The organism is Pseudomonas sp. AC112 (genome assembly GCF_979253545.1).
Map to the genome: position 1 here is coordinate 5999325 of NZ_CEEDCM010000001.1, position 25655 is coordinate 6024979.

The following is a 25655-nucleotide window of genomic DNA, read 5'->3' on the forward strand; positions in this document are numbered from 1 at the left end:
GTATCCGGTCCCGATTCAATGCGTGCGCTGAAAAATTGCCGGTGATTCTACCGGGCCATCCCCCACAACAACATGAACGATATTCATGCAAAACCTGCGCATGCTCTAAATCGGCACAGGTTTGCTATGATCCACGCCCTCCGTAATGCCTGACCAGAGTAGTCCCATGTCCGATCGTAGCGTTCGTCTGCAAGCCCTTCATCAAGCCCTCAAGGAACGTATCCTGATCCTCGACGGCGGTATGGGCACGATGATCCAGAGCTATAAACTGGAAGAGCAGGACTACCGTGGCAAACGCTTCGCCGACTGGCCAAGCGACGTCAAGGGTAACAACGACCTGCTGGTGATCACTCGTCCGGACGTGATCGGCGGCATCGAAAAAGCCTACCTGGATGCCGGCGCCGACATCCTCGAAACCAACACCTTCAACGCCACGCGCATTTCCATGGCCGATTACGGCATGGAAGAACTGGCCTACGAGTTAAACGTAGAAGGCGCACGCCTGGCGCGCAAGATCGCCGACGCCAAGACCGCCGAAAACCCGGCCAAGCCGCGTTTCGTCGCCGGCGTGCTCGGCCCGACCAGCCGTACCTGCTCGCTGTCGCCAGACGTGAACAACCCCGGCTACCGTAATGTGACCTTCGATGAGCTGGTGGAAAACTACACCGAAGCCACCAAAGGTTTGATCGAGGGCGGCGCCGACCTGATCCTGATCGAGACCATCTTCGACACCCTCAACGCCAAGGCCGCGATCTTTGCCGTGCAAGGGGTGTTCGAAGCGCTGAATGTCGAACTGCCGATCATGATCTCCGGCACCATCACCGACGCCTCCGGCCGCACGTTGTCGGGCCAGACCACCGAAGCGTTCTGGAACTCCGTGGCCCACGCCAAGCCGATTTCGGTGGGCCTCAACTGCGCGCTGGGCGCCAGCGAGCTGCGTCCGTACCTGGAAGAGTTGTCGAATAAGGCCAACACCCACGTTTCCGCGCACCCCAACGCCGGCCTGCCGAACGAATTCGGCGAGTACGACGAACTGCCCTCGGAAACCGCCAAGGTCATCGAAGAATTCGCCCAGAGCGGCTTCCTCAACATCGTCGGCGGCTGCTGTGGCACCACGCCGGGCCACATCGAAGCCATTGCCAAGGCCGTGGCCGGTTATGCACCGCGTGCGATCCCGGACATTCCCAAGGCGTGCCGACTGTCGGGCCTGGAGCCGTTCACCATCGACCGCAGCTCGTTGTTCGTCAACGTCGGCGAGCGCACTAACATCACCGGTTCCGCGCGGTTTGCCCGCCTGATCCGTGAAGACAACTACACCGAAGCCCTCGAAGTCGCCCTGCAGCAAGTGGAAGCCGGCGCCCAGGTAATCGACATCAACATGGACGAGGGCATGCTCGATTCGAAGAAGGCCATGGTGACCTTCCTCAATCTGATTGCCGGCGAGCCTGATATCTCCCGCGTACCGATCATGATCGACTCCTCCAAGTGGGAAGTGATCGAGGCCGGCCTGAAGTGCATCCAGGGCAAGGGCATCGTCAACTCCATCAGCATGAAGGAAGGTGTGGAGCAGTTCATCCACCACGCCAAGCTGTGCAAGCGCTACGGCGCTGCGGTGGTGGTAATGGCGTTCGACGAAGCCGGCCAGGCCGACACCGAGGCGCGCAAGAAAGAAATCTGCAAACGCTCCTACGACATCCTGGTAAACGAAGTGGGCTTCCCACCGGAAGACATCATCTTCGACCCGAACATCTTCGCGGTCGCCACTGGTATCGAGGAGCACAACAACTACGCCGTCGACTTCATCAATGCCTGCGCCTATATCCGTGACGAACTGCCGTATGCGCTGACCTCCGGCGGCGTGTCCAACGTGTCGTTCTCATTCCGGGGCAACAACCCGGTGCGCGAGGCGATCCACTCGGTGTTCCTGCTGTATGCGATCCGCAACGGCTTGACCATGGGTATCGTCAACGCTGGCCAGTTGGAGATCTACGACCAGATCCCGACCGAGCTGCGCGACGCCGTGGAAGACGTGGTGCTCAACCGCACCCCGGAAGGCACCGATGCCCTCCTCGCCATTGCCGACAAGTACAAGGGTGACGGCAGCGTCAAGGAAGCCGAGACCGAGGAATGGCGTGGCTGGGACGTCAACAAGCGCCTGGAACACGCACTGGTCAAAGGCATCACCACCCACATCGTTGAAGACACCGAGGAATCGCGCCTGTCGTTCGCGCGCCCGATCGAAGTGATCGAAGGCCCGCTGATGTCCGGCATGAACATCGTCGGCGACTTGTTCGGCGCCGGCAAAATGTTCCTGCCCCAGGTGGTGAAATCCGCCCGAGTGATGAAACAGGCCGTGGCCCACTTGATCCCGTTCATCGAGCTGGAAAAAGGCGACAAGCCGGAAGCCAAGGGCAAGATCCTGATGGCCACGGTGAAGGGCGACGTGCACGACATCGGCAAGAACATCGTCGGCGTGGTGCTGGGTTGCAACGGCTATGACATCGTCGACCTGGGCGTAATGGTGCCGGCGGAGAAGATCCTGCAGGTGGCCAAGGAGCAGAAGTGCGACATCATCGGGTTGTCCGGCCTGATCACGCCGTCCCTGGACGAGATGGTGCATGTGGCCCGCGAGATGCAGCGCCAGGATTTCTACCTGCCGCTGATGATCGGTGGCGCCACCACGTCCAAGGCGCACACGGCGGTGAAGATCGAGCCCAAGTACAGCAACGATGCGGTGATCTACGTCACCGACGCCTCACGCGCCGTGGGCGTGGCCACGCAGTTGCTGTCCAAGGAACTCAAGGCCGGCTTCGTCGAGAAGACCCGCCTGGAATACATCGACGTGCGTGAGCGCACGTCCAACCGCAGCGCACGCACTGAGCGCCTCAGCTACCCGGCGGCCATCGCCAAGAAGCCGCAGTTCGACTGGGCCACTTACACCCCGGTGGTGCCGACCTTTACCGGCGCCAAGGTGCTGGACAATATCGACCTCAAGGTGCTGGCCGAATATATCGACTGGACGCCGTTCTTTATCTCCTGGGACTTGGCCGGCAAGTTCCCGCGCATCCTCGAAGACGAAGTGGTCGGTGAAGCCGCCACTGCGCTGTACGCCGATGCCCAGGACATGCTCAAGAAGCTGATCGACGAAAAACTCATCAGCGCCCGTGCCGTGTTCGGCTTCTGGCCGACCAACCAGGTGCAGGACGATGACCTGGAAGTCTACGGCGACGATGGCCAGCCGATTGCGCGGCTGCACCACCTGCGCCAGCAGATCATCAAGACCGACGGCAAACCGAACTTCTCCCTGGCCGACTTCGTCGCGCCCAAGGACAGCGGCGTAACCGACTACATCGGTGGCTTTATCACCACCGCCGGCATCGGCGCCGAAGAAGTCGCCAAGGCCTATCAGGACGCTGGCGACGACTACAACTCGATCATGGTCAAGGCCCTGGCGGACCGCCTGGCCGAGGCCTGCGCCGAGTGGCTGCACCAACAGGTGCGTAAAGAACACTGGGGCTACGCCAAGGACGAGCAACTGGACAACGAGGCGCTGATCAAGGAGCAGTACAGCGGCATCCGCCCTGCCCCAGGCTACCCGGCGTGCCCGGATCACACCGAGAAAGCCCAGCTGTTCCAACTGCTCGACCCCGAGGCCCGCGAAATGCACGCCGGTCGCAGTGGCGTGTTCCTCACCGAACACTACGCGATGTTCCCGGCAGCGGCGGTCAGCGGCTGGTACTTCGCCCACCCGCAGGCGCAGTATTTTGCCGTGGGCAAGGTCGACAAGGACCAAGTGGCGAGCTACACCGCACGCAAAGGCCAGGACCTCAGCGTGACCGAACGCTGGCTGGCGCCGAACCTGGGGTATGACAACTGATCGACTAACTACCCAGCGCGGCGATTTCCCGCGCTGACAGTTCATTCATCAATGCCTGCTGCTCGGTCTCGTTGGCCTTATCCAGGGCGTCAATTTCCTGGAAGTACTCCGGGCTAAACTCGGGGTATTGATCTTCCAATGCCGAGGCTTTGTCTTGACGGGTTTGTTGCAGCGTCGCGAAGTCGTCGGGATATTTCTCCTGCAAGTACTCTTTCCAGTACGGGCGCGCAGTCAGTTGCTCGCAGAATGCAGGTGTCTGCTCCAGTTCAAGAATCTTTCGATAGGCCACGTCCAGGTCCGCCGCTTGCACCCTTGACATTTGTTCAAAAAGCATGCCTCGGGGCTGCCTCGGCAGTTCCAGCCGCTGGGCTAAGCCGACGCGGTAGGCCAGGCGAATTTCCGCAGGGTCGATGCCGGGGTTGAGCCGAATGCGTTCGAGGGCGATCGCTTCCAACTGAGCCAGACGGAATAACCCCCTGGACAGTTTCAGCAGGGCGCGGCCCTTGTTAGTGGGGTCCACATCGCGCAGGGCATTGAACTCATACACCTCGACCTCCAATGCATTGAATAGCAACATACGGCCGTCCCCGCAGGTTTGGCGGTGCCTGGAAGCCTGGGCGATGCCCATCAACCGTTCACGTAGTTCCAGATCGGCGTACGCCCCTCCCACTACGTCCCAGACGCGCCTATCAAGACCGGCGCGATCCTGGGTGAAGTCGCGTGTATGACGCAGTTGCGCCAGGATTTCGCCGAAATCCCCCGTGCTGTCCGTGGACATCACCGTGTCCCACATCTCGTGCTTCTCGGAATCTGTCGCTACGCCGTCAAACCAACGGGCTTTACGTTGTTGCGGGGTTTCCTGCCCAGGGTGAATGCCAACGTCCTCTTCATCGGACGAACTCGCGTGGAAACTCTCCAAACTGCGCTCAATTTCTGCGGTGCTCCAACCCAACTCAATTCCCGTTCGGCCCTGGTAATCACGCAGGCTGATTAAATCTTCAGCGACCAACGAATTATCGGACAAGTCAGTACCCGCCATTAAGGCCGCATGTTGCGCTTCAAATGCAGAGGGCGGAATATTTACGAACGAATTTGCGCCCAGGTTCAAGTGAGTCAGCGCGGGTGCCTCCAGGACACCTATCGGCCAGGTGGTCAACTGATTTGCGCGCAAATCGAGGCTTTGCAAGCGGTCAAGCCCCGTCACGTCAAACGTGTCCAATCGGTTTTCTCCCAAGTCCAATACTTGCAAACGCGTCAAGGTGCGCAGTTCGCGCTGCAATGGCTCGTGCGCATGCAGCGCGTTATTGTTGATGCCCAGATGGGTAAGGTCGGTCAGATGCGTGACGGGCTCGGGCAATGCACCCAGTCGGTTGCCATTGAGCATCAGGCGGTTCAATCGGGGAAACGCGCGCAGAAATGCGTCCGGAGCACTCGTAAGCCGGGTACGACTCAGGTCCAGTGCGCCCACATGGCTGAAGGTGACCTCCAGCGTCGGCAAGTCCCCCAGGTTCAGCTCGCTCAAGTCAACACTAGACTCAGCCACAGGCTGTGCGGCAGGCACATTACGCAGTGTCTCCCGCCAACAAAACAGCAGGCGATCAGCGGCGCGTCGGCGGTCGGTGGCGTTCGCCCATCCGTCACGGTTACGGATCGCCGGGCGATCAATCCAAGCATTGAGGTCCCGGGTCATTGTTGCGTGCTGCGCCTGCCACTGGCGTAGCGCGGCGTCGATGTCCACTGCGCTCACCTCTTGCGCAAGCCACGTGTCTATTCGCTGAACGGCCTGGGTTGTGTCAAGTTGTGGGTCCAGCCGTTGCAGGCGCTCGGCGGATGTCAACGGCAGTTCTGGCTCTGCGCCAGGCATTGGCAGCAACAGGTCCGGGTGCTCTGCGACCTCCACCGGGAAGAACTGCGGATCGCCCCCGGTCCTGCCGGCAGCCAGCACGCGCCGTTCGATGCCGAACGGATCGACGAACATGGTTCCCAGTGGGGTTCCAGGGCCGTTACGTACGGCAAATTCCTGCGCGCTTGCCAATGCCGAACGGCTTAAACGGCAACCGCGCAATTTAGTACCTGCCAGCAGTGCTTCGTGCCCCACCCACACAGCATCGGGAATGCTGGTGACAGCACTGTAACTCAGGTCCAGGAAACCGAGTCTTGGCAGGCTCAGCACACCCTCCGGCCATACTTTAATTTGGGTCCGCGCCAGGTCCAGCGAAGTCAGCTCGGTGAGCGAAGTGACCTGCAGGTTGCGAACGCGATTGCCAGCCAGGCTCAGCCGCTGCAAAGCACTCAATCGGTTCAACCGCGCCTGTGTCGATGCGGTGATCGTCAGTTCATTGCCAGACAAATCAAGATCGGAAAGTTGCGCCAGCTCCCCAAGCGCCTGGGGCAGCTCGGTCAAACGGTTGCCACTCAGGTCGAGTTCACGCAAGTGAGGAAACTGACTCAGGAACCCATTTAGCTGTGTGGCTGTCAGTTTGGCGCTTGCCAGTTTCAGGCGACGTATTTGCGTAAATACGACTTCGTTCAACGCTGGCAAGTCACCTGGCGCACCATGCGTCGACAAGTCCAGTGTCTCTTCTGTTACGGTAAATGAGATGCCTGCGTGCCGCTCCGTGACAGGCTCGCGGGGCATATACTTGGCCCTCTGCGCATTACGCCAACAGACCCGCAGCCTGTCTGCAAGCTCCGCGCGATGATAGGCGGGCATACGCTCGCCATCGATCGATGGCCCGGTTACGCCTTCCCACTGCACCAGAGGCGCATTCCAGTCGTGGTATTCCTGCTCCATCGCCTCGATCTTCGCCAGCAACTCGCGGCCGGACAGCCCCTCATTCTGGAAGGCTGAGAGGGCGTCGGTCGGGAATTCACGTGCGCGGGGAATCAGCTTCTCAAGGCGGCCCCTACAGTACTCCCCCACCATCTGCTCCTCATCCACCAGATGAGCCGGATGTTGATGCAAATACTCAAAGGCCTTCATGAACGCCTGTGGATCCAGGGCTCTCCAGTTCAACGACAAGCCACGCCATAACCGTTCATGCCCACTGAACAGTGCATCGGGCAGCGATGAAATATTCGCGCCCCACAGGTTCACCGACTCAAGCTTGTCGAGCGCCAGGAGGCTGGTCGGCCACTCGCTTAGGTTTCCATCGAGCGATACCTGACGCAAGGCTGTCAGCGCGCTGTAGTCCAACGCTGGGAGACTCCCGCTCAAATGCAACCCTTCCAGTTGAGTCATGCCCTCGAGCGCCTGGATCAATGGCGGTGAATAGTCAAAGTGTCCCACCTGCGTAGATAGGCTGAGCTTGGTAATGCGGTTGAGCGCGGGCAACTGATCAGCCAGAACTGCCATGCTTTGCGTACCGGCGGTAATATTAAGGCTCTCTAACGCGCTAAAGCGCGGCAAAAGCGTGTCATCGGCAAGCTGGGTACCGTATACCCGCAAGCCACGTACGTGGGAAAAGTCGGCAGCCCACGCCGGTAATGTGTCGGCGCCAACCAGGTCAAGCGTGTACACAGGCTTCAGCCCGCGATAGAGCCCACCTCGCCAGCAGGCAATAATCCGATCGGCGAATTCACGTCGGCCATACCCGAACAAGCCTCCCCGAGACTGCGATGCAGCACCTGCGACCCAGCTATCCAGTACCGTGTTTAACCCTTCAAACTCCCTGCGACGGTTCTCCAACGCGTGGAAAATCTGCTGATCGCTTTCACCGTCTAGCCGGCGCGACCTGATGAACTGCAACGCCTGAACATCATCGATGTTCGGATAAACATCCCGCACCCTGGCGACTAATGGCTCATCGACGAAGCCTGCAACTTCACCGCTGGCCAAGTAGGCAAACCGGCCCGGCGTACGCACCAGACGCCCCGCGCCAGCCTTGAGCGGTTCGCGCCTGAGGATTCGCGACATGGCATCACGATGGCTGCACGCATAGTCAGCCACCTGTTGGCGCAAGTCGGCGCTCGGCCACTCCCCCAGTGAGACCCGCCATGCCTCAGGGAGCACTTCCAGCAGCGACTCGAACAGATTTCGGCCATACCTCGCAGCGCTGTTCAGCGCCTTGCCCTCGGCGTCCATGATCACAAAAGCATCCCCTGCCTTGATCAGGTAAAACCGCTTCAATGCTTGTTCACTGCCAATGCTGTCCACCAGCGGTCCGCTGATACCAAGGGAGCGTACTTCTACCCGAACATCCGCCGACCAACCGGGCATTTGCTCCAGGCAGTGCAACGCCAACCGATCACTGGCCGCGGACGCCAGGTTCTCCACGTACAAGCCGGCAAGCGCCCTACTCAAGCTGCTCTGATGCACCTGCACCCGGATCGCCTTGGCCAGCCGCACGGGAATGCTCCCGGTACTGCGCAATTGGCTCAACTCGTCGACGCTGGCACCGCCCAGCACATGCTGCGCGGCCTCTGGCGACAGCGACGGGAAACTGCGCTGGAGCGCCTTCGTATCGGCATCGGGTGCGGCTTGCTTGCTCAGCAGGCTGTCGAACAATGATTTTCGTCGGCTTTGTGCATGATCAGCTAGGCGACCCTTGAGTTGCTGCAAACGGTCCGCGCCCGGCTGTGCACTCTCTTGGCCCAGTAAATGGGTGATCTGTGTTTCGTCGAGGCCTGCGAGAATTTTTTCCGGCAACTTCCCGGCAGCGACCTCTGACCGGGTGATGATGATCGACCGGGGTGCGTTGTCCGCGCCGTAGTGCATTGAAGTCGCCCAGGATTCCGGGCTGCTTATAACGTCGACCCCCACCTCGACCGGCCACCGGGGCATTTCCACAGCCAGCGGAACAATGAACTGGCCAGGCTCCCCAAGGCTGCCCCCATCGCGGATATTTCCGATCAACTCGTCCACTTGTCGATCGATCTCGAACAACCGCGCCGTTTCCATGAACGCCGGGGGGGGAGCATGATTGTCAACATGCATCGCACGCAGGGCATCGTCGCTGAACCCGCTGACCTCGGCGATCCGATCCACTTGTGCGTCGGTGAAGAGATCCATGTGCGGCCCGGTTCGCCGCAGCAGAGCCAGACGCGGCCATTCCAGTGGTCGCTCCAGACTGTGACGCCAGGCACCGTGCCCGTTGTGCCGCAAAATCGGCTCATAGGTATCTATCGCGTAAGGGTGCTTGATGCGCCAATGGTTGGCCGCCGGGTCGAAGATCGTTTCGTACGTATTGCCATCCAGCGCAATATAAGTCTTGCGGGCTATCTCATACTGCCCCAGCGCATTGGGCGTCAGGCCCTTTAGCGAAACATTACTCTTATACGCCGCAAGGTCCGGATGCCACAAACGCAGCTTGCCGAACGGCGATTTCACCCGGGCCATCCCATTGACGAACTTCGACGGCAAGATAGGGGGTGCCTTGCCCGCCACGGCCCCCAGTGCCGCCATGTACGCGACGTTCTGTATGACCGAGGTGAGGTGCGCCCAAGCTTCTTCGCTGTCACCGACGCTCCAGGCTTCGACCCCTTGATAAACCTCATAACCGAGTTGCACGACGGTGACAGCCATCATCACCTCGCCCAACCCAGGTACAAAGAACGCGGCGACGTTAAGTACGTTCAACCCCCACTCGGCCCAGTGCATGAGGCGATCGATCCATGCAGTGTGATCAACCTGGGCGGTGGGCACCGCCAACAGTTTCGCGTTGGACTTGACGCGTGCAAGGTGCTTTTCGTAGAGATGACCAAACACTTCGGCGTCTATGAACGACTCTTTGGCGTGCAGATTGACATTGTCGTTCCAGACACGCTCGTAAATCCCGTTGGCGAAGGACTTGGGGTTGTAGTTCGGCCCCGGGTATACGGGATTCGGGTTCCACCGCAAGACTTTCAGCTGGCTTTTGAGTCGGTGCAAAAATGCCTGGGCTTCATCCTGGGGCAAGAAACCGGTAAAAAAACGTTGATAGTCTGGTGCGCGCAGTCTGACCGCCAACCGCACAATAAACTCTTTGGGCGAGCGGTACTCCTTGACCGGCTCCAGAGGGTCGCCCGGGATCCACACGATGATGCGCCTGTAGTCGAGAAACGACTCGAACACTGAGGGTACGGGAATAATGAAATCAGTGAGTACATTCCCCTTGCGTGCGGCGGTACCGATAATCAACACGTCGCTCACGTCCGAACCCAGCATATTCAATTGACTGTAAACAACTGACCTGCCATGAAAAGTGGGTGCGGGCGAACCATCCAGTATCGCTTGCAACGTTGTGTAGGCAGTTTCGCTTATTTCACTGCGCATTCGGGCGATATGGGTTTGCAAGCGCAACGTATCTTTGTTGGACGCAATCGTGAGCTGGCGTACCTGTGGCGCCGTAGCGGGTGTTTCAAACACGGTACTCAGGTGTGCCTGGTACTGCTTGCCCAAATCCAGTTCGCGGCACAGGCTGGCGAACTCTGCTGGCTTGATCGCCAGCTTGTCGCGCAGGTGATAGCGTACGCCCAACCACGTCCAGTCATCATTAGTGGAAAAGACCTCATCCAATGCTCCAACTGGCGCCAGCGCGCTGGTTTCCCCTCCCATAGATTCGTCAAACGACTCATCGGCTTCAAAATTACGCAGCGCCGCTTGCAACAACGTTTGCTTGTCCGCACGTTTGTGTTTGCGCATATGGTAGAGCATGGTCTTGTTGACGTCGGGTGCCAGGGCAAACTGTTTGCGCATGGCTTCGAGCAGCAGCGGCTCAGCAAACTCGGCAATGCCTTTGAAATCTTTTAGCGCCTTGGCCAGTGCCTGGCTTGACGCCTGGCGCTGAACACCGCTGTCGGTCAAGGCTTTTTGCAGTTGCGGGCTGGCGGCGGCGAATTTTTCGGGAAAGGTCTGCTTGAATTGCTGCACCGGGTCGCGGGCGCGATGCAAGGCCTGGATATCGGATGCGGCCAGATGTTTGACCCATCCAGGCAGATTGGCCTTGATGAAAGGAGCATGAAATACAGCGGTGGGCATGATGGATTCCTGAGGCGTTATGAAGAAGCTTCAGAAAACCACGCCCGATGCGCTTCAAAGCGGTGCACTGTTGTAGCGGGCTAAGCACCCAGGGCCCGTTGCGGTAGCTCCTTACCGCAGCCACTGCAAAAAAATCCGATTTCCTGTCGCAGACCGATTATCGGTCTGCTGACCCGGCAGCCAAGCAATACCGGGATCTACAGAAAAAAGGATTTAGCCATGCCCGCACCCACCCTCCCCCCATCACCCGCTGCTTTCAGCCAGATACCCGCCCAGGCAATCCATAAGCGCTTCTCCTCCCGCCCCTCTTTGTTCTCGGTAGTATTCAATACCCTGCGCGACCGTATCCTGGAGCGTTACCGGACGCTGGAACTGGACCTTCTCACGACCAGGTTGGCGAGCCCTACGCCCTCCGGCAGTTATACCTACCCACTGCTGACAAACATCGCTATCGCGCATGTCGTGAACCCGCAACTGCTGGATTTGCGCTCGCGCCGGGAGCTGCCCTTTTACCTTACGCAGCAAATACCCACGACCCTTGAGCCTTCTGCCCCCCCTCCAATTGATATGCAGGTCATTGCGCAAATCATCGACGAGTTGCCCGAATCGCTTTACCTCTATTTCCAGCAAGCCCTGGCCGACTATTGGAGCGCAATCGACAGCCATGGACAAAGCCGCTGGCAATGGCTGGGCGAGTTTCTCAACGGCCAGATGACTGCCACAGCAGCAGGCCACTCAGGCCTGACCGACCTACAACGGGACATGCTGACCGTCACTGCCACCTGGCCAGAACTTCTGGAGCGTCTGCCGCGTTCCACGCCCACCACCTATGTCTATTTCATTGAAACCACGCTGTCCAAAGACGGGAAAGAAGAACACCTGCTCACGCCCGACCTGTTGCTGGTTCGCGACAAGCAGGTGCTGCTGTACAGCGTGGCCGGCGTCATCGAGCCGTTTGATTCGATTGACGCCTTTGGTGAAAGCTGGGGCAGTCGAATGCAGCGCCAGTTCCAGTGCGACAGCGTGACCTGGCGGCGCAACGAGCCTGAACGCAATGTGTTTGAACGCCAGGCCGGGCTTATCCTCAACCAGCAACTGGAAGACCTGGCGGCGCTGTCATTCCAGGGTCAAAGTGAAGAGGCACTGACCCTCACTCTGGATACGCTCACGGATCCAGCCTTGCATTTCACCACTGTGCCTGTGCCTCCTGCCACGCAGCTGCAAACGATCAACGATCAGCTTCCCGAACACCTCGCGCAAGCGACTGCCGATGACCGCTTTGCCTACCTGCGCCACTCGCAGGATATGGCGCAAGTGGTGAAACAGAAGCAGGGCCGTTCGTTCAACGAGGGTATTGAGACTATCCACGGCTTCAGCCGCGACGCACTGCGCAAACAAATGCAGGCCGATCATGCTGATTTTGATCCCGACGATGTGATATTGGACTTTGCAGTGGCCGCAGGCTACCCAGGCGGTTTTGGCTTTATCGAGCATGTACAGATGTCACTGACGGAACTGGCCGTGAAGAATCTCGCCGGTAAGCCCAAAGGCACGCTTAAGCTCGCTGCGAAAGGCACCAAGGCTCTGCCGGACTGGCTCAACGAAACCTACCTGCTGGGTAGCGCCGGCTTGATCCAGCGCGTCGACATCGGCACCCACTATCCACAGAAGATCAAGGAGATGTTGCTGTCAGACACCGCCGAAGCACGCCGCCGGGAGCGGTTGTTTACCCACGAGCTCAAGGTCAAGCTGCCGATACAGGCATTGGAGTATGCGATCAGGCAGCAATACGGTGTGACCATCACCGGCTATCGGTATGTAAAAGCATTGATGGGCTATACACCCGCCGACAGAGTCGTCGACGGTCAGGAGATCGTCCTGCGCCCCCTGGGCCTGTGCCGAAAAGCCGGTGCCCCACCCGATATCGTTAACAATTTCTTCGTGATCGAGCCCCGCGACAGTCATCAAGGCCCGCACCTGCTGTATCGCCCGTTATACGACGAAGCCCTTCATCAATACTCGACGCGTCAGGCCCTGCTGGACGCACTCGCCAGCCCAGGCGCCTTGCAAACCAGCGTACTGACCTGGCTGAGCGACAAAGCGCGTGCGGTCTACGACCACGGCGGGATCAAGGAGCCGCACATCATCAGATTCCTGCCCGGAGATGAGTTCGTTACCCGCGAAAAGCCTGCCCCCGCGACGCTGTCCATCGATGAAGGGGCGCAAGAATGGTTACAGTCGCAAGTCAACGGTAAGTTGCTCAACCATTTGTTCGGCAGTACCGCCCGCGCCCTGGTTGACGTGGCGGATAGAGCATCTGTATCCAACAGCGAAAGCCGCTGGGCCGTCATGATGGAGGGGGCCTGGCTGTTGTTTAACACCCTGCTGTTACCGCTGGCGCGGGGGGCCTTAATGTTGGCGGGTTGGCTCCTGGTACTGGTCAGCAGCCTGCAAGAGGACTTGGAGGGCCTTGACAGCGATGACCCCACCCGCCGCGAGTTGGCACTGATCGATCTGTTGCTTAATACCGCAATGGTGCTGATGCATGGCGCCACCCCTTCTGAAAGAGCCGCAAAACCTTTGCCGAAGCTGGAGGAACACGATCACCTTCTGCACCTTAAGCCGTTGCGCCGTATTGCAGGCATGCCCGCTCAACCGGGAGTCGCTCAGGTTCGACAGGCCACCGTGGCGTTGCCGGGAGAACCTCCAGCGGGAGGCCATACCGCATTGGACTTCATCCGCTCGATTGCCAGCCCCAAGGCGGGCGCCAACTTGCTGAAAGCTTTGCTCGCCGTGCATGTGCCGTGGCCATCGTCCTTGCCGCCGCCAGAAGCGAGTGGCCGCCTCAAGGGGCTTTACCGTATCGGCGATGCCTGGCACGCCAGTGTCGGCGGCCTGCTGTTCCAAGTCAGCGTGGTGCCGGGTTTCGGCGATGTTTACCTGGTTGACCCGCAGCGTGCACACCATCCGGGCTTCAAACTGACCCGCAATGACCTGGGAAATTGGCGGCTGGACCGTCAGGCACGGTTGGAGGGTGGCATGCCTAGAGGGCGAATAACGGAATGGAAGGCAAAACGCCAAGAAAATCTGGCTCAACTGCATTCGGAAGTGAAACTCTTTACCCAAGAGGCGGTACAACAGTCTGCCATTACCAAACGGCTTTATGATGCAGCGCTCACTGCCGAGGATCAAATGGAAACCAGCATGCGCTTAGTGCGAGAGGATTGGGAAAGGCTCAGGCCCCCCCAACTATCCCCCGAGCTGTACTTCAAAATTTCTGAACGCCATATACAAAGGCAACAGAACATGAAACTTGCCCAGGCCCGCTGGCGAGACGCAGCCCATGAATATCAGACAAAGGCGCGGGCTTTTGCAGAGGAATGTATACAGGTGTCAGAAAAGGTCACCAAACTAATGAGCTTGGACAGGACGGCAGCGGCCCTTCAAGACATGCTAAACAAGTTAACAGAGCAAAACTTCCAGTATCACGTGTCATCGTTTACATTCAATAGTACCTACATCAGTAACACTTTTAGCAGCAAGCTTGGTGAAAATTACCTTGAACTCTTGCTCCGTACCGATGTAGAACTGCCCGAAAAAAATACAGTTGGCTACGATGAGTTAATCAACAACGCGAAGCTACGATGGGATATTTTCGATGATCAGTTAAAGACCGCAGAACAAATCGAAGTCACGCTGGAGAACTCAGGGCCGCTGCGTGAAAGATTGGAAACTTATTTGCCAGGGCCGGATGACATCTCCCGAGCGAACGTAAGATGGTTCCAACTTATAACGCTGAATGAGTTGATCATCGATCGTACGATTGAAACGGACATTCCTGCGGAGCGACACTTCGGAAACGGACTTATGGACCGCGATGCCGCCACCAAAATCCTCTCGTATCATAAGGAAGTCAGTTCGGTCAGCGGCTATTCACCGTCCGAACAAATTGCCGTGCTCGGCAATGTGCTCCACGAGTTAGAGCGAATGGAAAATGCAATTAACTCGTTAGCTGAAATGAAATCCCGGTTGCTGCGCGAGGAGTATCGAGCACCGCTTTTGGAACTCTTGAGCGAGATGCGCTCGGACGCTGAAAAACAGGTAGCCGATTTGATCCGGGCTGAAGAAAAAATCGCCCCATTGCCAGAGCCCAAAAAAGCCAAACGCCCCAAAAACGCTAACCGCAGAGTGATCAAAACCCGAGACAATCAACACCTGATTGGTGAGTTACGCCCCAGTCAGCCTGACGCACCCGGCAATTTTGTCGATATCAAAGACCCTATCACCGACCAACCCATTGCCACCTATCACGAACACGCCAGTGAAGGGGTATGGGTTAAGGTCGTCCCGGCCGCGCCGGTCGCGCCGGTCGAACCGCCCAAACCAAAGGTCACGCGTTCGTTGAAAAAGATTACGGGCAATGCGCGCACCCTGATCGCTCAAAAAGCGGGGATTGAGCACACGATACGCGCCCAACAGAAAAAGCTCGAGAACCCCTCGGAACGCGAAGCCGTAACCCCGTTGGACTGGGACGACATGCTGACCCAGCACGCGAACAAGATGGACGCATTGGCCGATGAAATTCAACGCGAACACAGCACCGCCTCAAAGGCCACTGAACTGATAAACGAATACCGTGCCGAGTCGAATGCCTTAAAAACGTTGGCCGTTGAGGCACGCAGCAAAGGTTACCTGAAGCAGCGTCCCCAAGCGTTCAAAGTTGCCTATCTGTGGAAAAACAAGTATGTCGATATCAACTTGTCTAAACGTCGCGTCCCACTGAAGGCGGGCGACTTCCTCGACGAATATACCGTGCGCGACAAACGTAAAATTGCACAAGGCAAACCGTACGAGGAAACCATTCTGTGGTACGCCCATTTCCATTACCCCTCCGTCGACACCCCCGTCCAGCAAAGTACCTTCGGCCATTTGAAGACCGTAGAGGATCGGCCCTACACACTCAAAGAATTGATCGAACGGGCGCGAGCGAATAACCGTGAAGTGATTTACCTGGAAAGAGCCGTGATCAAAGCGCCGCTGGATAACGATTTGTTTTTCAAGCTGGCGCAATAATAGGGGCTAAGTTGGAGCGAGCATCATCGGTGATCGATGAGGTGCTGGATGACAGGTTGTCTATGCTCTTTGGGATGATCTTGCTGACGAGGGCTGTATGGACGATCCAATCGACAACAAACCGCCGACCTTCTGGCAGATGCTCCACAGCGTCATGGCCGCCGCGTTTGGCGTGCAAAGCGGCAAGAACCGCGCGCGGGATTTCACCCACGGCAAGCCCAGCCACTTTGTGATCCTGGGGGTTTTGTTTACGGCGGTGTTCGCGCTGACGCTGTTTGGCATCGTGCAACTGGTGTTGCACTTGGCTGGCGTATAAACCCAACCTGACTGTAGGAACTGGCTTGCCAGCGATGGCCTCACTGCGGTGTGGCTGACAACCGAGGTGAGGCTATCGCTGGCAAGCCAGCGCCTACAGGGGTCCGTATCTATGACTACTGGTGGCTGACCCAGAACACGGCAGTGCCAACCACCAGGATTATCAAGAACAGAATGGCCCAGGCGTCCACGGTACTGTCGGGCTTACGGGCTTTTGTCGAATTGCTCATCGCATCGCCTCTTGTCGGTTTTATAGGTGATAACGTTCAGACACGATCACAGTAAAGTCGACGATTGCCCGCATGACAAATGTGGGTATCGCGATAACCGTTCTCATTAGTCAATTTGGTTATTTGCATATACTCAAACATCACTTTTGCGCATAAACGCAAACTGGTATCGTGCGCCGGCTCCGTTGGGAGTGCGCGGCCGTGCGCGCAGATTTGCCGAGAACAGGACCTATATGTACGTATACGACGAATACGATCAGCGCATCATCGAGGACCGCGTCAAGCAGTTCCGTGATCAGACCCGACGCTACCTAGCAGGTGAACTGAGCGAAGAAGAGTTCCGCCCTCTGCGCCTGCAAAATGGCCTTTATGTTCAGCGCTTTGCGCCGATGCTGCGGGTGGCCGTGCCCTATGGCCAACTGACGTCGCGCCAGACGCGCATGATGGCCAAGATTGCCCGCGACTTCGACAAAGGCTATGCCCACATCAGTACTCGCCAGAACGTACAGTTCAACTGGCCGGCGCTGGAAGATGTGCCGGACATCCTGGCTGAACTGGCCACCGTGCAGATGCACGCCATTCAGACCAGCGGTAACTGCCTGCGCAACGTGACCACCGACCAATTCGCCGGTGTTGCCGCCGACGAGCTGATCGACCCACGCCCCTGGTGCGAAATCGTCCGTCAGTGGACCACCTTCCACCCCGAATTCGCCTACCTGCCGCGCAAGTTCAAGATCGCCATCAATGGCTCGACCTCGGACCGTGCGGCCATCGAAGTGCACGATATCGGCCTGGAGCCGGTGCACAACGCAGCCGGCGAGCTGGGTTTTCGCGTACTGGTGGGTGGCGGCCTCGGCCGTACGCCGGTGGTCGGCGCCTTTATCAATGAGTTCCTGCCGTGGCAGGACCTGTTGAGCTACCTCGACGCCATCCTGCGGGTCTACAACCGCTATGGCCGTCGTGACAACAAATACAAGGCCCGGATCAAGATCCTGGTCAAAGCGCTGACCCCTGAGGTGTTCGCCCAGAAAGTCGACGCCGAGATGGAACACCTGCGCGGCGGCCAGACCACCCTGACCGAAGCCGAAGTGCACCGCGTCGCCAAACACTTCGTCGACCCCGAGTACAAGGCCCTGAGCAATCAGGACGCCGAGCTCGCAGCACTTGACCAAGAGCATCCAGGTTTCGCCCGCTGGCGTGGCCGCAACACCCTGGCGCACAAGAAGCCGGGTTATGTCGCAGTGACCCTGTCGTTGAAGCCAACCGGCGTTGCACCGGGCGATATCACCGACAAGCAGCTGGACGCCGTTGCCGACCTGGCCGAGCGCTACAGCTTCGGTCAACTGCGCACTTCCCACGAGCAGAACATCATTCTCGCGGACGTTGAGCAGAGCCAACTTTTCACCCTGTGGGGCGAGTTGCGCGAAGGCGGATTCGCCACGCCAAACATCGGCCTGCTGACCGACATCATCTGCTGTCCGGGCGGCGATTTCTGCTCCCTGGCCAACGCCAAGTCGATCCCGATTGCCGAATCGATCCAGCGCCGTTTCGACGACCTGGACTACCTGTTCGACATCGGCGAGCTAGACCTGAACATTTCCGGTTGCATGAACGCCTGTGGTCACCACCACGTCGGCCACATCGGCATCCTGGGCGTGGACAAGAAAGGCGAAGAATTCTACCAAGTGTCCCTGGGTGGCAGCGCCAGCCGCGATGCGAGCCTGGGCAAGATCCTCGGCCCATCCTTCGCCCAGGAAGCCATGCCTGAGGTGATCGGCAAGCTGATCGACGTGTACATCGAACAGCGCACCGAAGATGAGCGTTTCATCGACACCTACCAGCGCATCGGCATTGACCTGTTCAAGGAGCGCGTCTATGCAGCGAATCATTAAGAACAACGAAGTCCTCGACGAAACCTGGCACCTGCTGCCCAAGGACGCGAGCTTCGACGGCATCTCCAACTGCGACGACCTGATCGTGCCGTTGGTGCTGTGGCGCGAACACGGTCACGCCCTCAAGGCCCGCGACGGCGGCCTGGGTGTGTGGCTGGACGCCGATGAAGAAGCCGAGGAAATCGGTGCCGACGTGGAACACTTCCAGGTCATCGCGCTGAACTTCCCGGCCTTCACCGATGGTCGCAACTACTCCAACGCGCGCCTGCTGCGTGACCGTTACGGTTACAAAGGCGAACTGCGCGCAATTGGCGACGTGCTGCGCGACCAACTGTTCTACCTGCGCCGCTGCGGCTTCGATGCCTTCGCCCTGCGCGCCGACAAAGACCCCTACGAAGCGCTGGAAAGCCTCAAGGACTTCTCGGTGACGTACCAGGCAGCCACGGATGAACCGCTGCCGCTGTTCCGTCGTCGCTGAGTATTGGCGTATGAAAAAGCCCTGGCATGCCAGGGTTTTTTTACGCATTGAGTTTGATCGACGCCAGCACCTGCTTTTGCCCCATGCTGCACGGCACACCTTCCGGCTGCGCCCGTACCGCTTCGATCACCCCCAGCAGTTGCGCCTTGCTATGGGCCAGTTGCGCTTGCATCTCTTCGATCTGCGCGACCTTGCGCTCCAATGCCTCGATCAGCTCTTCGCGCTTGTGCTCGCCCGGCGCCGGCATCAGTGCCTTGAGTTCCTGCAAGGTAAACCCCGCCTGTTGCGCGCTCTGGATCAGTTGCAGGGTTTGCAGCGCCTCCGGCGCGTAACGCCGATAACCATTGGCCTGGCGCCCCACTTGGCTGATAAGCCCCTCGGCCTCATAAAAGCGGATCCGCGAAGCCGCCAACCCACTCTGCTTTGCCAGCTCACCAATATTCATCACCGCCCCTGCTTGACATTAAAGTTAACTTTAAGCTTAGCCTGAGGCCTCCCCCGCTCAGGAGTCAACCCATGTCACCCTTTGAAGCCCTGCAATTGCCCAATGGTCAAGTCCTCTCCAACCGCATCGCCAAGGCGGCGATGGAAGAAAATATGGCCGATGGCAATCAGGCGCCGTCGCGCGAACTGAAGCAGTTGTACAAGGCCTGGGCGCAGGGCGAGCCCGGCTTGTTGATCACCGGCAACGTGATGGTCGACCGCCGCGCCATGACCGGCCCCGGCGGCGTGGCGCTTGAGGATGAGCAGCACCTGGCGAGCTTTCGTGAGTGGGCCGACGTGGCGCGCGACAACGGCGTGCACTTCTGGGTACAACTCAGCCACCCAGGTCGCCAGACGCCGGCCAACCTGCGCCAGCAAGCCATTGCACCGTCCGCCGTGGCGCTCGACCTGGGCGGTTTCTCGAAGATGTTTGCCACGCCCAAGGCCATGACCGAAGACGACATCCAAGACGTGATCCAGCGCTTCGCCACCAGCGCACGCCTGGCCGAGCAAGCCGGGTTTACCGGCGTGCAGATTCACGGTGCCCATGGCTACTTGCTCAGCCAGTTCCTTTCTCCGCTGAGCAATCAGCGCACCGACCGCTGGGGCGGTTCCCTGGAGAACCGCGCGCGGCTGTTGCTGGAAGTGATTCGTGCAGTGCGCGCTAACGTCAGCCCGTCGTTTTGTGTCGCCGTCAAACTAAACTCTGCCGACTTCCAACGGGGCGGCTTTGCAGAAGCCGATGCACGCGCCGTGGTCGAAATGCTCAATCCGTTGCCCATCGACCTGCTGGAGTTATCCGGTGGCAGTTACGAAGCGCCGGCCATGCAGGGCGAAGCGCGTGACGGTCGCACCCTGGCACGTGAGGCGTACTTCCTGGAGTTCGCCAGCCAACTGGCGACCATCGCCAAGATGCCGGTGATGGTCACGGGTGGCATTCGCCGCCTGCCCATCGTGCAACAGGTGCTGGACAGCGGCGTCGCCATGGCCGGGATCGCCACGGCCCTGACCCTGGAACCGCAGTTGATCCAGCACTGGCGCGAAGGCCGCGACCCCAACCCGCAACTCAAGCCCATCGACTGGAAGCGCAAACCCCTGGCGTCCCTCGCCATCCTCGCGGTGGTGCGCTACCAGATGCGCCGCCTCAGCCGCGGCCATTTGCCCAAAGCCAATGTTGCGCCGTGCATGGCGTTGGTGCGCGACCAATGGTTTCTGGCGCGGCGTACCCGGCAGTACCGGGCAGCCATGACTCAATCTTCACATTAAAGGATGAACATCCGCCGTGATCGAACTGTCCCCTATTGATCAGCAGTTTTTAACCTCACTGACGATTGGAGTTCTTCATGGCGAAAATCAACCTGGCCCAGCAATTGGCGACCACCCTTGAACAGGCGGGCATCAAGCGCATCTGGGGCCTGACCGGCGACAGCCTCAATGGCCTCACCGACGCCCTGCGCACCATGGACAGCATCGAGTGGATGCATGTGCGTCACGAAGAAGTGGCGGCATTCGCTGCGGGTGCCGAGGCGGCCGCCACGGGTGAGTTGACTGTGTGCGCCGGCAGTTGCGGGCCAGGCAACCTGCACTTGATCAATGGCCTGTTCGACTGCCATCGCAACCATGTGCCGGTGCTGGCGATTGCCGCACAGATCCCGTCTTCGGAGATCGGCCTCAACTACTTCCAGGAAACCCATCCCCAGGAACTGTTCAAGGAGTGCAGCCACTTCATCGAGCTGGTGACCAACCCCGAGCAGATGCCTCATGTACTGCACCGCGCCATGCGCTCGGCGATCCTCAATCGTGGTGTGGCGGTGGTGGTGATTCCGGGCGACGTGTCGCTGCTGGAAGTCGAGGACAAGCTCAAGCCCTGGCCAGCCCTGCACGCACCGCGCACGCTGCCCGCCGACCCGGACCTGCAACGCCTCACCGAGATCCTTGAAAGCAGTCAGAAAGTCACCCTGCTGTGCGGCAGCGGTTGCGCCGGCGCCCATGATCAGGTGGTGGCCCTGGCCGACACGCTGGGCGCCCCCGTGGTCCACGCCCTGCGCGGCAAGGAACATGTGGAGTGGGACAATCCGTTCGATGTGGGCATGACCGGCCTGATCGGTTTCAGCTCTGGTTACCACGCGATGCTCGACTGCGACACGTTGATCATGCTCGGCACCGACTTTCCCTACCGCCAGTTCTACCCCACCGACGCCACGATCGTTCAGGTTGACCGCAACCCCCAGGCCCTCGGCCGACGCGCCACGCTGGACCTGGGCATTGCCGCCGATGTCAGTGAAACCATCGGCGCCCTGTTGCCGCGCTTGACGCGCAAGACTGATCGCAGCTTTCTCGAAACCTCCTTGAAGCATTACGAAAAGGCCCGCCAAGGGCTGGACGACCTGGCTCAACCGTCGAAGGCCAATCGGCCGATCCACCCGCAGTACGTCGCGCGCCTGCTCAGCGAGTTGGCGGATGACGATGCCATTTTCACCGCTGACGTCGGTTCGCCGACCGTGTGGGCGGCGCGCTATTTGAAGATGAATGGCAAGCGCCGCCTGATCGGTTCGTTCAACCACGGTTCGATGGCCAACGCCATGCCCCAGGCAATTGGCGCGCAGGCGGCTTTCCCGGATCGCCAGGTGATCTCGATGTCCGGAGATGGCGGCTTTGCCATGTTGATGGGGGATTTCATCTCGCTGGCGCAGTTGAATCTGCCGGTGAAGGTCATCGTGTTCGATAACTCGTCACTGGGTTTTGTCGCCATGGAAATGAAAGCCGCCGGCTACCTGGATGCCGGCACCGAGCTGAAAAACCCGGACTTCGCCGCCATGTCCAATGCCATGGGCATTCTTGGCATTCGCGTGGAGCAATCCGAAGACCTGGAACCGGCCCTGCGCCGCGCCCTCGCCCATGACGGCCCGGTGCTGGTGGACGTGTTCACCGCGACCCAGGAGTTGGTGATGCCGCCGACCATCAAGCTGGAACAGGCCAAGGGGTTCAGCCTGTACATGCTCAAGGCGGTGATGAGCGGCCGTGGCGATGAAGTGATCGAACTGGCGCGTACCAACTGGTTGCGTTGATCTTACGCGCGCAAGGAAGCGCCATAACGGACCACCACCTGCGTTATCACCTCTACCATGCGCGGGTCTGCATCCGGCGCACTGAACAGACCATCCTGGGGCCGGAGGTCGATCAGGCTTCGCGCCTGGACAGTACAGCACTGGCGCTGCCGCTGGCAGACCGCCTGGCTTGGATCTGTAGGAGCCGGCTTGCCGGCGATTGGCCCTTATGCCTTGCGGTGATCATGCCAGCGCCATCGCCGGCAAGCCGGCTCCTACGGGGGAAGACCGCGTCAGGCCTTTTGTTTTTCGACCCATTTACCGTAGGCATCGATAAACGCCTGCAGGAACGGCTTGGTCTTTTCAGATAGCTTGCCTGCCTCGTCAAACACGTTGCCCGCGCCCCCCAGGTAAGCTTCTGGCTGCTGCATACACCACACATCAAGGAACACCAGGGACTGGCGCAGATGATGGTTGGCGCCAAACCCACCAATCGCACCCGGCGACACACTGATGATCGCGCCAGGCTTGCCGCTCCAGGCGCTCTTGCCGTAGGGACGGGACCCGACGTCGATGGCATTTTTCAGCGGCGCCGGGACAGAGCGGTTGTATTCCGGGGTCACGAACAACACCGCGTCGGATGAGCTCACGTGTTGACGGAAAGTACTGTAGGCTGCCGGCGGTGTCGCACCGTCAATGTCTTCGTTGTAGAGCGGCAAGTCGCCAATTTCCACAATGCTCAACTTCAGGTTGGCAGGGGCCAATTCGGCCAATGCCAGCGCGACCTTACGGTTGATCGAGTCTTTTCTCAAGCTGCCAACCAGGACGGCTACGGTGTAGACCTTGCTCATTGGGGTTTCCCGACGTCTGACTAAAGGAGCCTGTAGTTATAGAGTCTTCGCGGCGTGTTCACCAGCGGGTTTTGATAATCCCCAGGCTGTTTGCTTCGCAGCGTGATGCGTAGGAATCATCTGAAAAGATCAACGAATAGTATTTTTATTCCGTAAGTAAACTACCCCGCTCCATGACGGTCTACAGAACCGCAAATCGAGTGTTTATCTCCAGAGGTTCTAAACAGATGGCAGCAGTACTAGTCGGACAGTTTCATGCCAGAGACGCAGAAGGACGCGTGTATTCGGTGCATGAGTTCCAGGAATCCAACCCGGCGCAAGGCGACCTGGCTGGCTCGGCACCTACCACCACCTACAAGCTGGCCATTGGCGATCGTGTAGAGAAACTGGAAGGCGACGAATTCAAGTTGATCCAATCGGGCACTATTCTTGTGCGCGAGTCGCAAACCATCCTCGCGTCATAAGATCCCGCCCTATCCACCTGCTCAGTCCTGGCCATTGATGGCGTTGACTGGGCTGGGGTGATCACGGACGACGGATCTCCGTGACCTCAATGCCCTGCTCTCCCTGTACCTTCTTCAGCGTCACCATCAGCCGCCCCCTCTCGCCGTCAACGGCATACAGCGAACGCTGGTAGCCAGCGGAGTTGTAGCCGGGATGCGCGACCACTTGCCTGACCAACTCCATGCCCAGCACCGAGCCCACCTGCTCCACTACCTGCTCCTGGGAACGGATAAAGGCTTCAAGTGCCAGGTTTTCCGGCGGGGTTTCGTTTTGAGTGTTGAAGAGATAAGCAGCCACGCACCCCACGGTCACCAAGACCAGCAGTTGCTTGGCCGTTACCCCGAGGATCGAGGGTAGAGGCATATGAGACCAGACCTGTTTTTGTTGTTAACGCCGGTAGCCGGCTTTGGTCGTTGATGATCAGCGCAGCCATTCTATTGAATCCCCGGGCCGCTGCACATAGACTCCGGCGATGCGTTTACGTCATATCGAAGTGATTCAGGCCATCTTGCAGACCGGACACCTCGGCACGGCCGCCGAGTGGTTGCAACTTTCCGTGGGCGATGTGGACACGGCGCTCAAGGACGCCGAGCAACAGCTCGGGTTCATGCTGTTCGCCAGTGTGCGTGGACGTTTGCAGGCCACCCGGGAAACCCTGGAACTGCAGGCCGAAATCGCCCACGTCTATGAAGCGCTGGAGCCGGTGCAGCGACTGGCCAGCCGCTTGAAACACCATCATGCCCCCACTCTGCGCGCCCTCTGCACGCCGCCCCTGGCCAATCAACTGCTTCCGCAAAGCATTGCCGCGTTGCGCCGACGCTTTCAGGACACGCCGTGCAACCTGTCGAGCCAACCGACCCGAGAGATTGTCAGGAGCCTGCTGCTGCACGAAGCCGATGTGGGTTTGAGCCTGCATGACCCGGAACACCCGCAAATCCACAGCACGGTACTGGCCCAAGGCAAACTGCAATTGCTCGCCCCCCATGGCTGGCTCAAACCCAAACAGAAATACATCGCGCTACAGGACCTGGCCGGGCAATCGATGATCGGCCTGGAAGGCCAGGACCCGCTCAGCCGCCTGCTGGATGCCAAGCTGCTGGCCCTGCGGCCGCTGCCGGTGGTGCAGACGCGCGTACAGACCTACCAGATGATGCGTAGTATGGTCGAAGCAGGAGAAGGCCTGGCGGTGGTTGACCCCTTCACCGCCTTTGGCGCACGGGAGGCGGGGCTGGATGCGTGCCCGGTGTCGCCGCCGATCATGGTCAGCCTGTACGCGCTGACCCTCAAGGACGGCGCGTCCTCGCCAGCGCTGAATGCGCTGCTGCAGATCGTGACGCAGAAGGCCGAAGACCTGCTGGCGGGTTAAGTCTTGTCGACTTCGCTTTTGAACAGCCGATACCAGAATATCGCCACTTCGCGGGTCTGCGGATCGATGCCGCGATAGCGCAGGTGGTCGATGCCGCCCATCACGTAGCCGCAACGCTCGTACAAGCGACAGGCGCCGAGGTTGTTGTTCTGGGTTTCGAGCATCATGCCGGGCAGGTTTTTCTTGCGGCTCCAGAACTGCGCCACATCCAGCAACGCCTTGGCCACCCCGTGACGCCGCGCAGGCAAGGCGACGGCCAATTCATCAACATGGGCAAAACCGTTCCAGTTGGTGCTGACCACGATATGCCCCACCGGGCGATCATCCAGGTAAGCCATGAAGATCGCGCTGTCGGGTGCGTCGCGAAAACTGGCGAACTCCTCCGGGTCAATGCCATAGCACTTGCGGTACGGCAGGATGCGCTCCACGGGCCATTGATCGACCCGCTTGCCCATCTGCGGCTCACCGTAGGCGCTGACCTCAAAGCTGAAATCATTGCCCCACACGTAGGCATCAAAGCCTTCGTCGGCAACCCTTACACTGAGCCCCGGGTACTTCGGGTTCATTACAGCTTGCATAAA

14 protein-coding genes are annotated in these 25655 nt (G+C 59.3%); 9 read left to right on the forward strand and 5 right to left on the reverse strand.

The annotated features are described in order from the left end of the window. Positions 1-166: 166 nt before the first annotated feature. Positions 167-3877, forward strand: a complete 3711-nt coding sequence (metH, locus tag AC0IYN_RS27815; protein WP_406597440.1) for a methionine synthase — start codon at positions 167-169, stop codon at positions 3875-3877. A 4-nt stretch (positions 3878-3881) separates the two neighbouring features. On the opposite strand, the gene AC0IYN_RS27820 is transcribed toward metH, so the two are convergent. After that, positions 3882-10835, reverse strand: coding sequence for an NEL-type E3 ubiquitin ligase domain-containing protein (locus AC0IYN_RS27820; RefSeq protein ID WP_471844275.1), 6954 nt, complete (start codon positions 10833-10835; stop codon positions 3882-3884). Between the two features lie 219 nt (positions 10836-11054). On the opposite strand from AC0IYN_RS27820, the gene AC0IYN_RS27825 reads away from it, so the two are divergent. The 4 genes from AC0IYN_RS27825 to AC0IYN_RS27840 all read left to right on the forward strand — a co-directional run bounded on the left by AC0IYN_RS27825 (position 11055) and on the right by AC0IYN_RS27840 (position 18823). Continuing rightward, positions 11055-15908 (forward strand): dermonecrotic toxin domain-containing protein, encoded by a 4854-nt coding sequence (locus tag AC0IYN_RS27825; RefSeq protein WP_471844277.1) that lies wholly within the window; start codon positions 11055-11057, stop codon positions 15906-15908. Between the two features lie 97 nt (positions 15909-16005). Next, positions 16006-16224, forward strand: coding sequence for a DUF2970 domain-containing protein (locus AC0IYN_RS27830; RefSeq protein WP_458375110.1), 219 nt, complete (start codon positions 16006-16008; stop codon positions 16222-16224). A gap of 462 nt (positions 16225-16686) precedes the next feature. Further along, entirely contained in the window at positions 16687-18345 is a 1659-nt protein-coding gene (locus AC0IYN_RS27835; RefSeq protein ID WP_406597444.1) for a nitrite/sulfite reductase, read from the forward strand. After that, positions 18329-18823, forward strand: coding sequence for a DUF934 domain-containing protein (locus AC0IYN_RS27840; RefSeq protein WP_406597445.1), 495 nt, complete (start codon positions 18329-18331; stop codon positions 18821-18823). The genes AC0IYN_RS27835 and AC0IYN_RS27840 overlap by 17 nt, the downstream gene beginning before the upstream one ends. Positions 18824-18863: 40 nt before the next feature. Here the strand turns inward: AC0IYN_RS27840 and AC0IYN_RS27845 are convergent, their stop codons facing one another. After that, the gene (locus AC0IYN_RS27845; protein ID WP_314535190.1) at positions 18864-19268 is read right to left on the reverse strand and encodes a MerR family transcriptional regulator; all 405 of its coding nucleotides are present in this window, start codon (positions 19266-19268) and stop codon (positions 18864-18866) included. Between the two features lie 71 nt (positions 19269-19339). Between AC0IYN_RS27845 and AC0IYN_RS27850 the strand changes: the two genes are divergently transcribed. Together AC0IYN_RS27850 and poxB are read left to right on the forward strand one after the other, a co-directional pair. Next, positions 19340-20572, forward strand: coding sequence for an NADH:flavin oxidoreductase/NADH oxidase family protein (locus tag AC0IYN_RS27850; RefSeq protein WP_122726779.1), 1233 nt, complete (start codon positions 19340-19342; stop codon positions 20570-20572). Positions 20573-20649: 77 nt separating this feature from the next. Then, positions 20650-22374 (forward strand): ubiquinone-dependent pyruvate dehydrogenase, encoded by a 1725-nt coding sequence (poxB, locus tag AC0IYN_RS27855; RefSeq protein WP_471844280.1) that lies wholly within the window; start codon positions 20650-20652, stop codon positions 22372-22374. A 272-nt stretch (positions 22375-22646) separates the two neighbouring features. Here the strand turns inward: poxB and AC0IYN_RS27860 are convergent, their stop codons facing one another. Next, positions 22647-23204 (reverse strand): NADPH-dependent FMN reductase, encoded by a 558-nt coding sequence (locus AC0IYN_RS27860; protein WP_457238670.1) that lies wholly within the window; start codon positions 23202-23204, stop codon positions 22647-22649. Between the two features lie 227 nt (positions 23205-23431). Here AC0IYN_RS27860 and AC0IYN_RS27865 point away from each other — a divergent pair, with 227 nt between their 5' ends. Beyond that, complete coding sequence (locus AC0IYN_RS27865; RefSeq protein WP_185708994.1) at positions 23432-23668, forward strand: hypothetical protein; 237 nt, start codon at positions 23432-23434, stop codon at positions 23666-23668. Positions 23669-23729: 61 nt separating this feature from the next. Here the strand turns inward: AC0IYN_RS27865 and AC0IYN_RS27870 are convergent, their stop codons facing one another. Then, positions 23730-24071, reverse strand: coding sequence for a hypothetical protein (locus AC0IYN_RS27870; protein WP_457238671.1), 342 nt, complete (start codon positions 24069-24071; stop codon positions 23730-23732). 109 nt (positions 24072-24180) lie between these two features. On the opposite strand from AC0IYN_RS27870, the gene AC0IYN_RS27875 reads away from it, so the two are divergent. After that, a complete protein-coding gene (locus AC0IYN_RS27875; protein WP_406597449.1) occupies positions 24181-25074 on the forward strand; it encodes a LysR substrate-binding domain-containing protein in 894 nt (297 codons plus the stop codon). Here AC0IYN_RS27875 and AC0IYN_RS27880 read toward each other — a convergent pair. Next, complete coding sequence (locus AC0IYN_RS27880; RefSeq protein ID WP_406597450.1) at positions 25071-25652, reverse strand: GNAT family N-acetyltransferase; 582 nt, start codon at positions 25650-25652, stop codon at positions 25071-25073. The two genes, AC0IYN_RS27875 and AC0IYN_RS27880, sit on opposite strands and share 4 nt — an antisense overlap. Between the last annotated feature and the right edge of the window lie 3 nt (positions 25653-25655).

Excerpts from the sequence above, each read along its gene's own strand:
- AC0IYN_RS27825 (WP_471844277.1), top strand. The coding sequence starts at position 11,055 with ATGCCCGCACCCACCCTCCCCCCATCACCCGCTGCTTTCAGCCAGATA.
- AC0IYN_RS27830 (WP_458375110.1), top strand. The coding sequence starts at position 16,006 with ATGGACGATCCAATCGACAACAAACCGCCGACCTTCTGGCAGATGCTC.
- AC0IYN_RS27875 (WP_406597449.1), top strand. The coding sequence starts at position 24,181 with ATGCGTTTACGTCATATCGAAGTGATTCAGGCCATCTTGCAGACCGGA.
- AC0IYN_RS27845 (WP_314535190.1), bottom strand. The coding sequence starts at position 19,268 with ATGAATATTGGTGAGCTGGCAAAGCAGAGTGGGTTGGCGGCTTCGCGG.
- AC0IYN_RS27860 (WP_457238670.1), bottom strand. The coding sequence starts at position 23,204 with ATGAGCAAGGTCTACACCGTAGCCGTCCTGGTTGGCAGCTTGAGAAAA.
- AC0IYN_RS27850 (WP_122726779.1), top strand. The coding sequence starts at position 19,340 with ATGTCACCCTTTGAAGCCCTGCAATTGCCCAATGGTCAAGTCCTCTCC.
- AC0IYN_RS27820 (WP_471844275.1), bottom strand. The coding sequence starts at position 10,835 with ATGCCCACCGCTGTATTTCATGCTCCTTTCATCAAGGCCAATCTGCCT.
- AC0IYN_RS27870 (WP_457238671.1), bottom strand. The coding sequence starts at position 24,071 with ATGCCTCTACCCTCGATCCTCGGGGTAACGGCCAAGCAACTGCTGGTC.
- poxB (WP_471844280.1), top strand. The coding sequence starts at position 20,650 with ATGGCGAAAATCAACCTGGCCCAGCAATTGGCGACCACCCTTGAACAG.
- metH (WP_406597440.1), top strand. The coding sequence starts at position 167 with ATGTCCGATCGTAGCGTTCGTCTGCAAGCCCTTCATCAAGCCCTCAAG.
- AC0IYN_RS27835 (WP_406597444.1), top strand. The coding sequence starts at position 16,687 with ATGTACGTATACGACGAATACGATCAGCGCATCATCGAGGACCGCGTC.
- AC0IYN_RS27865 (WP_185708994.1), top strand. The coding sequence starts at position 23,432 with ATGGCAGCAGTACTAGTCGGACAGTTTCATGCCAGAGACGCAGAAGGA.
- AC0IYN_RS27880 (WP_406597450.1), bottom strand. The coding sequence starts at position 25,652 with ATGCAAGCTGTAATGAACCCGAAGTACCCGGGGCTCAGTGTAAGGGTT.
- AC0IYN_RS27840 (WP_406597445.1), top strand. The coding sequence starts at position 18,329 with ATGCAGCGAATCATTAAGAACAACGAAGTCCTCGACGAAACCTGGCAC.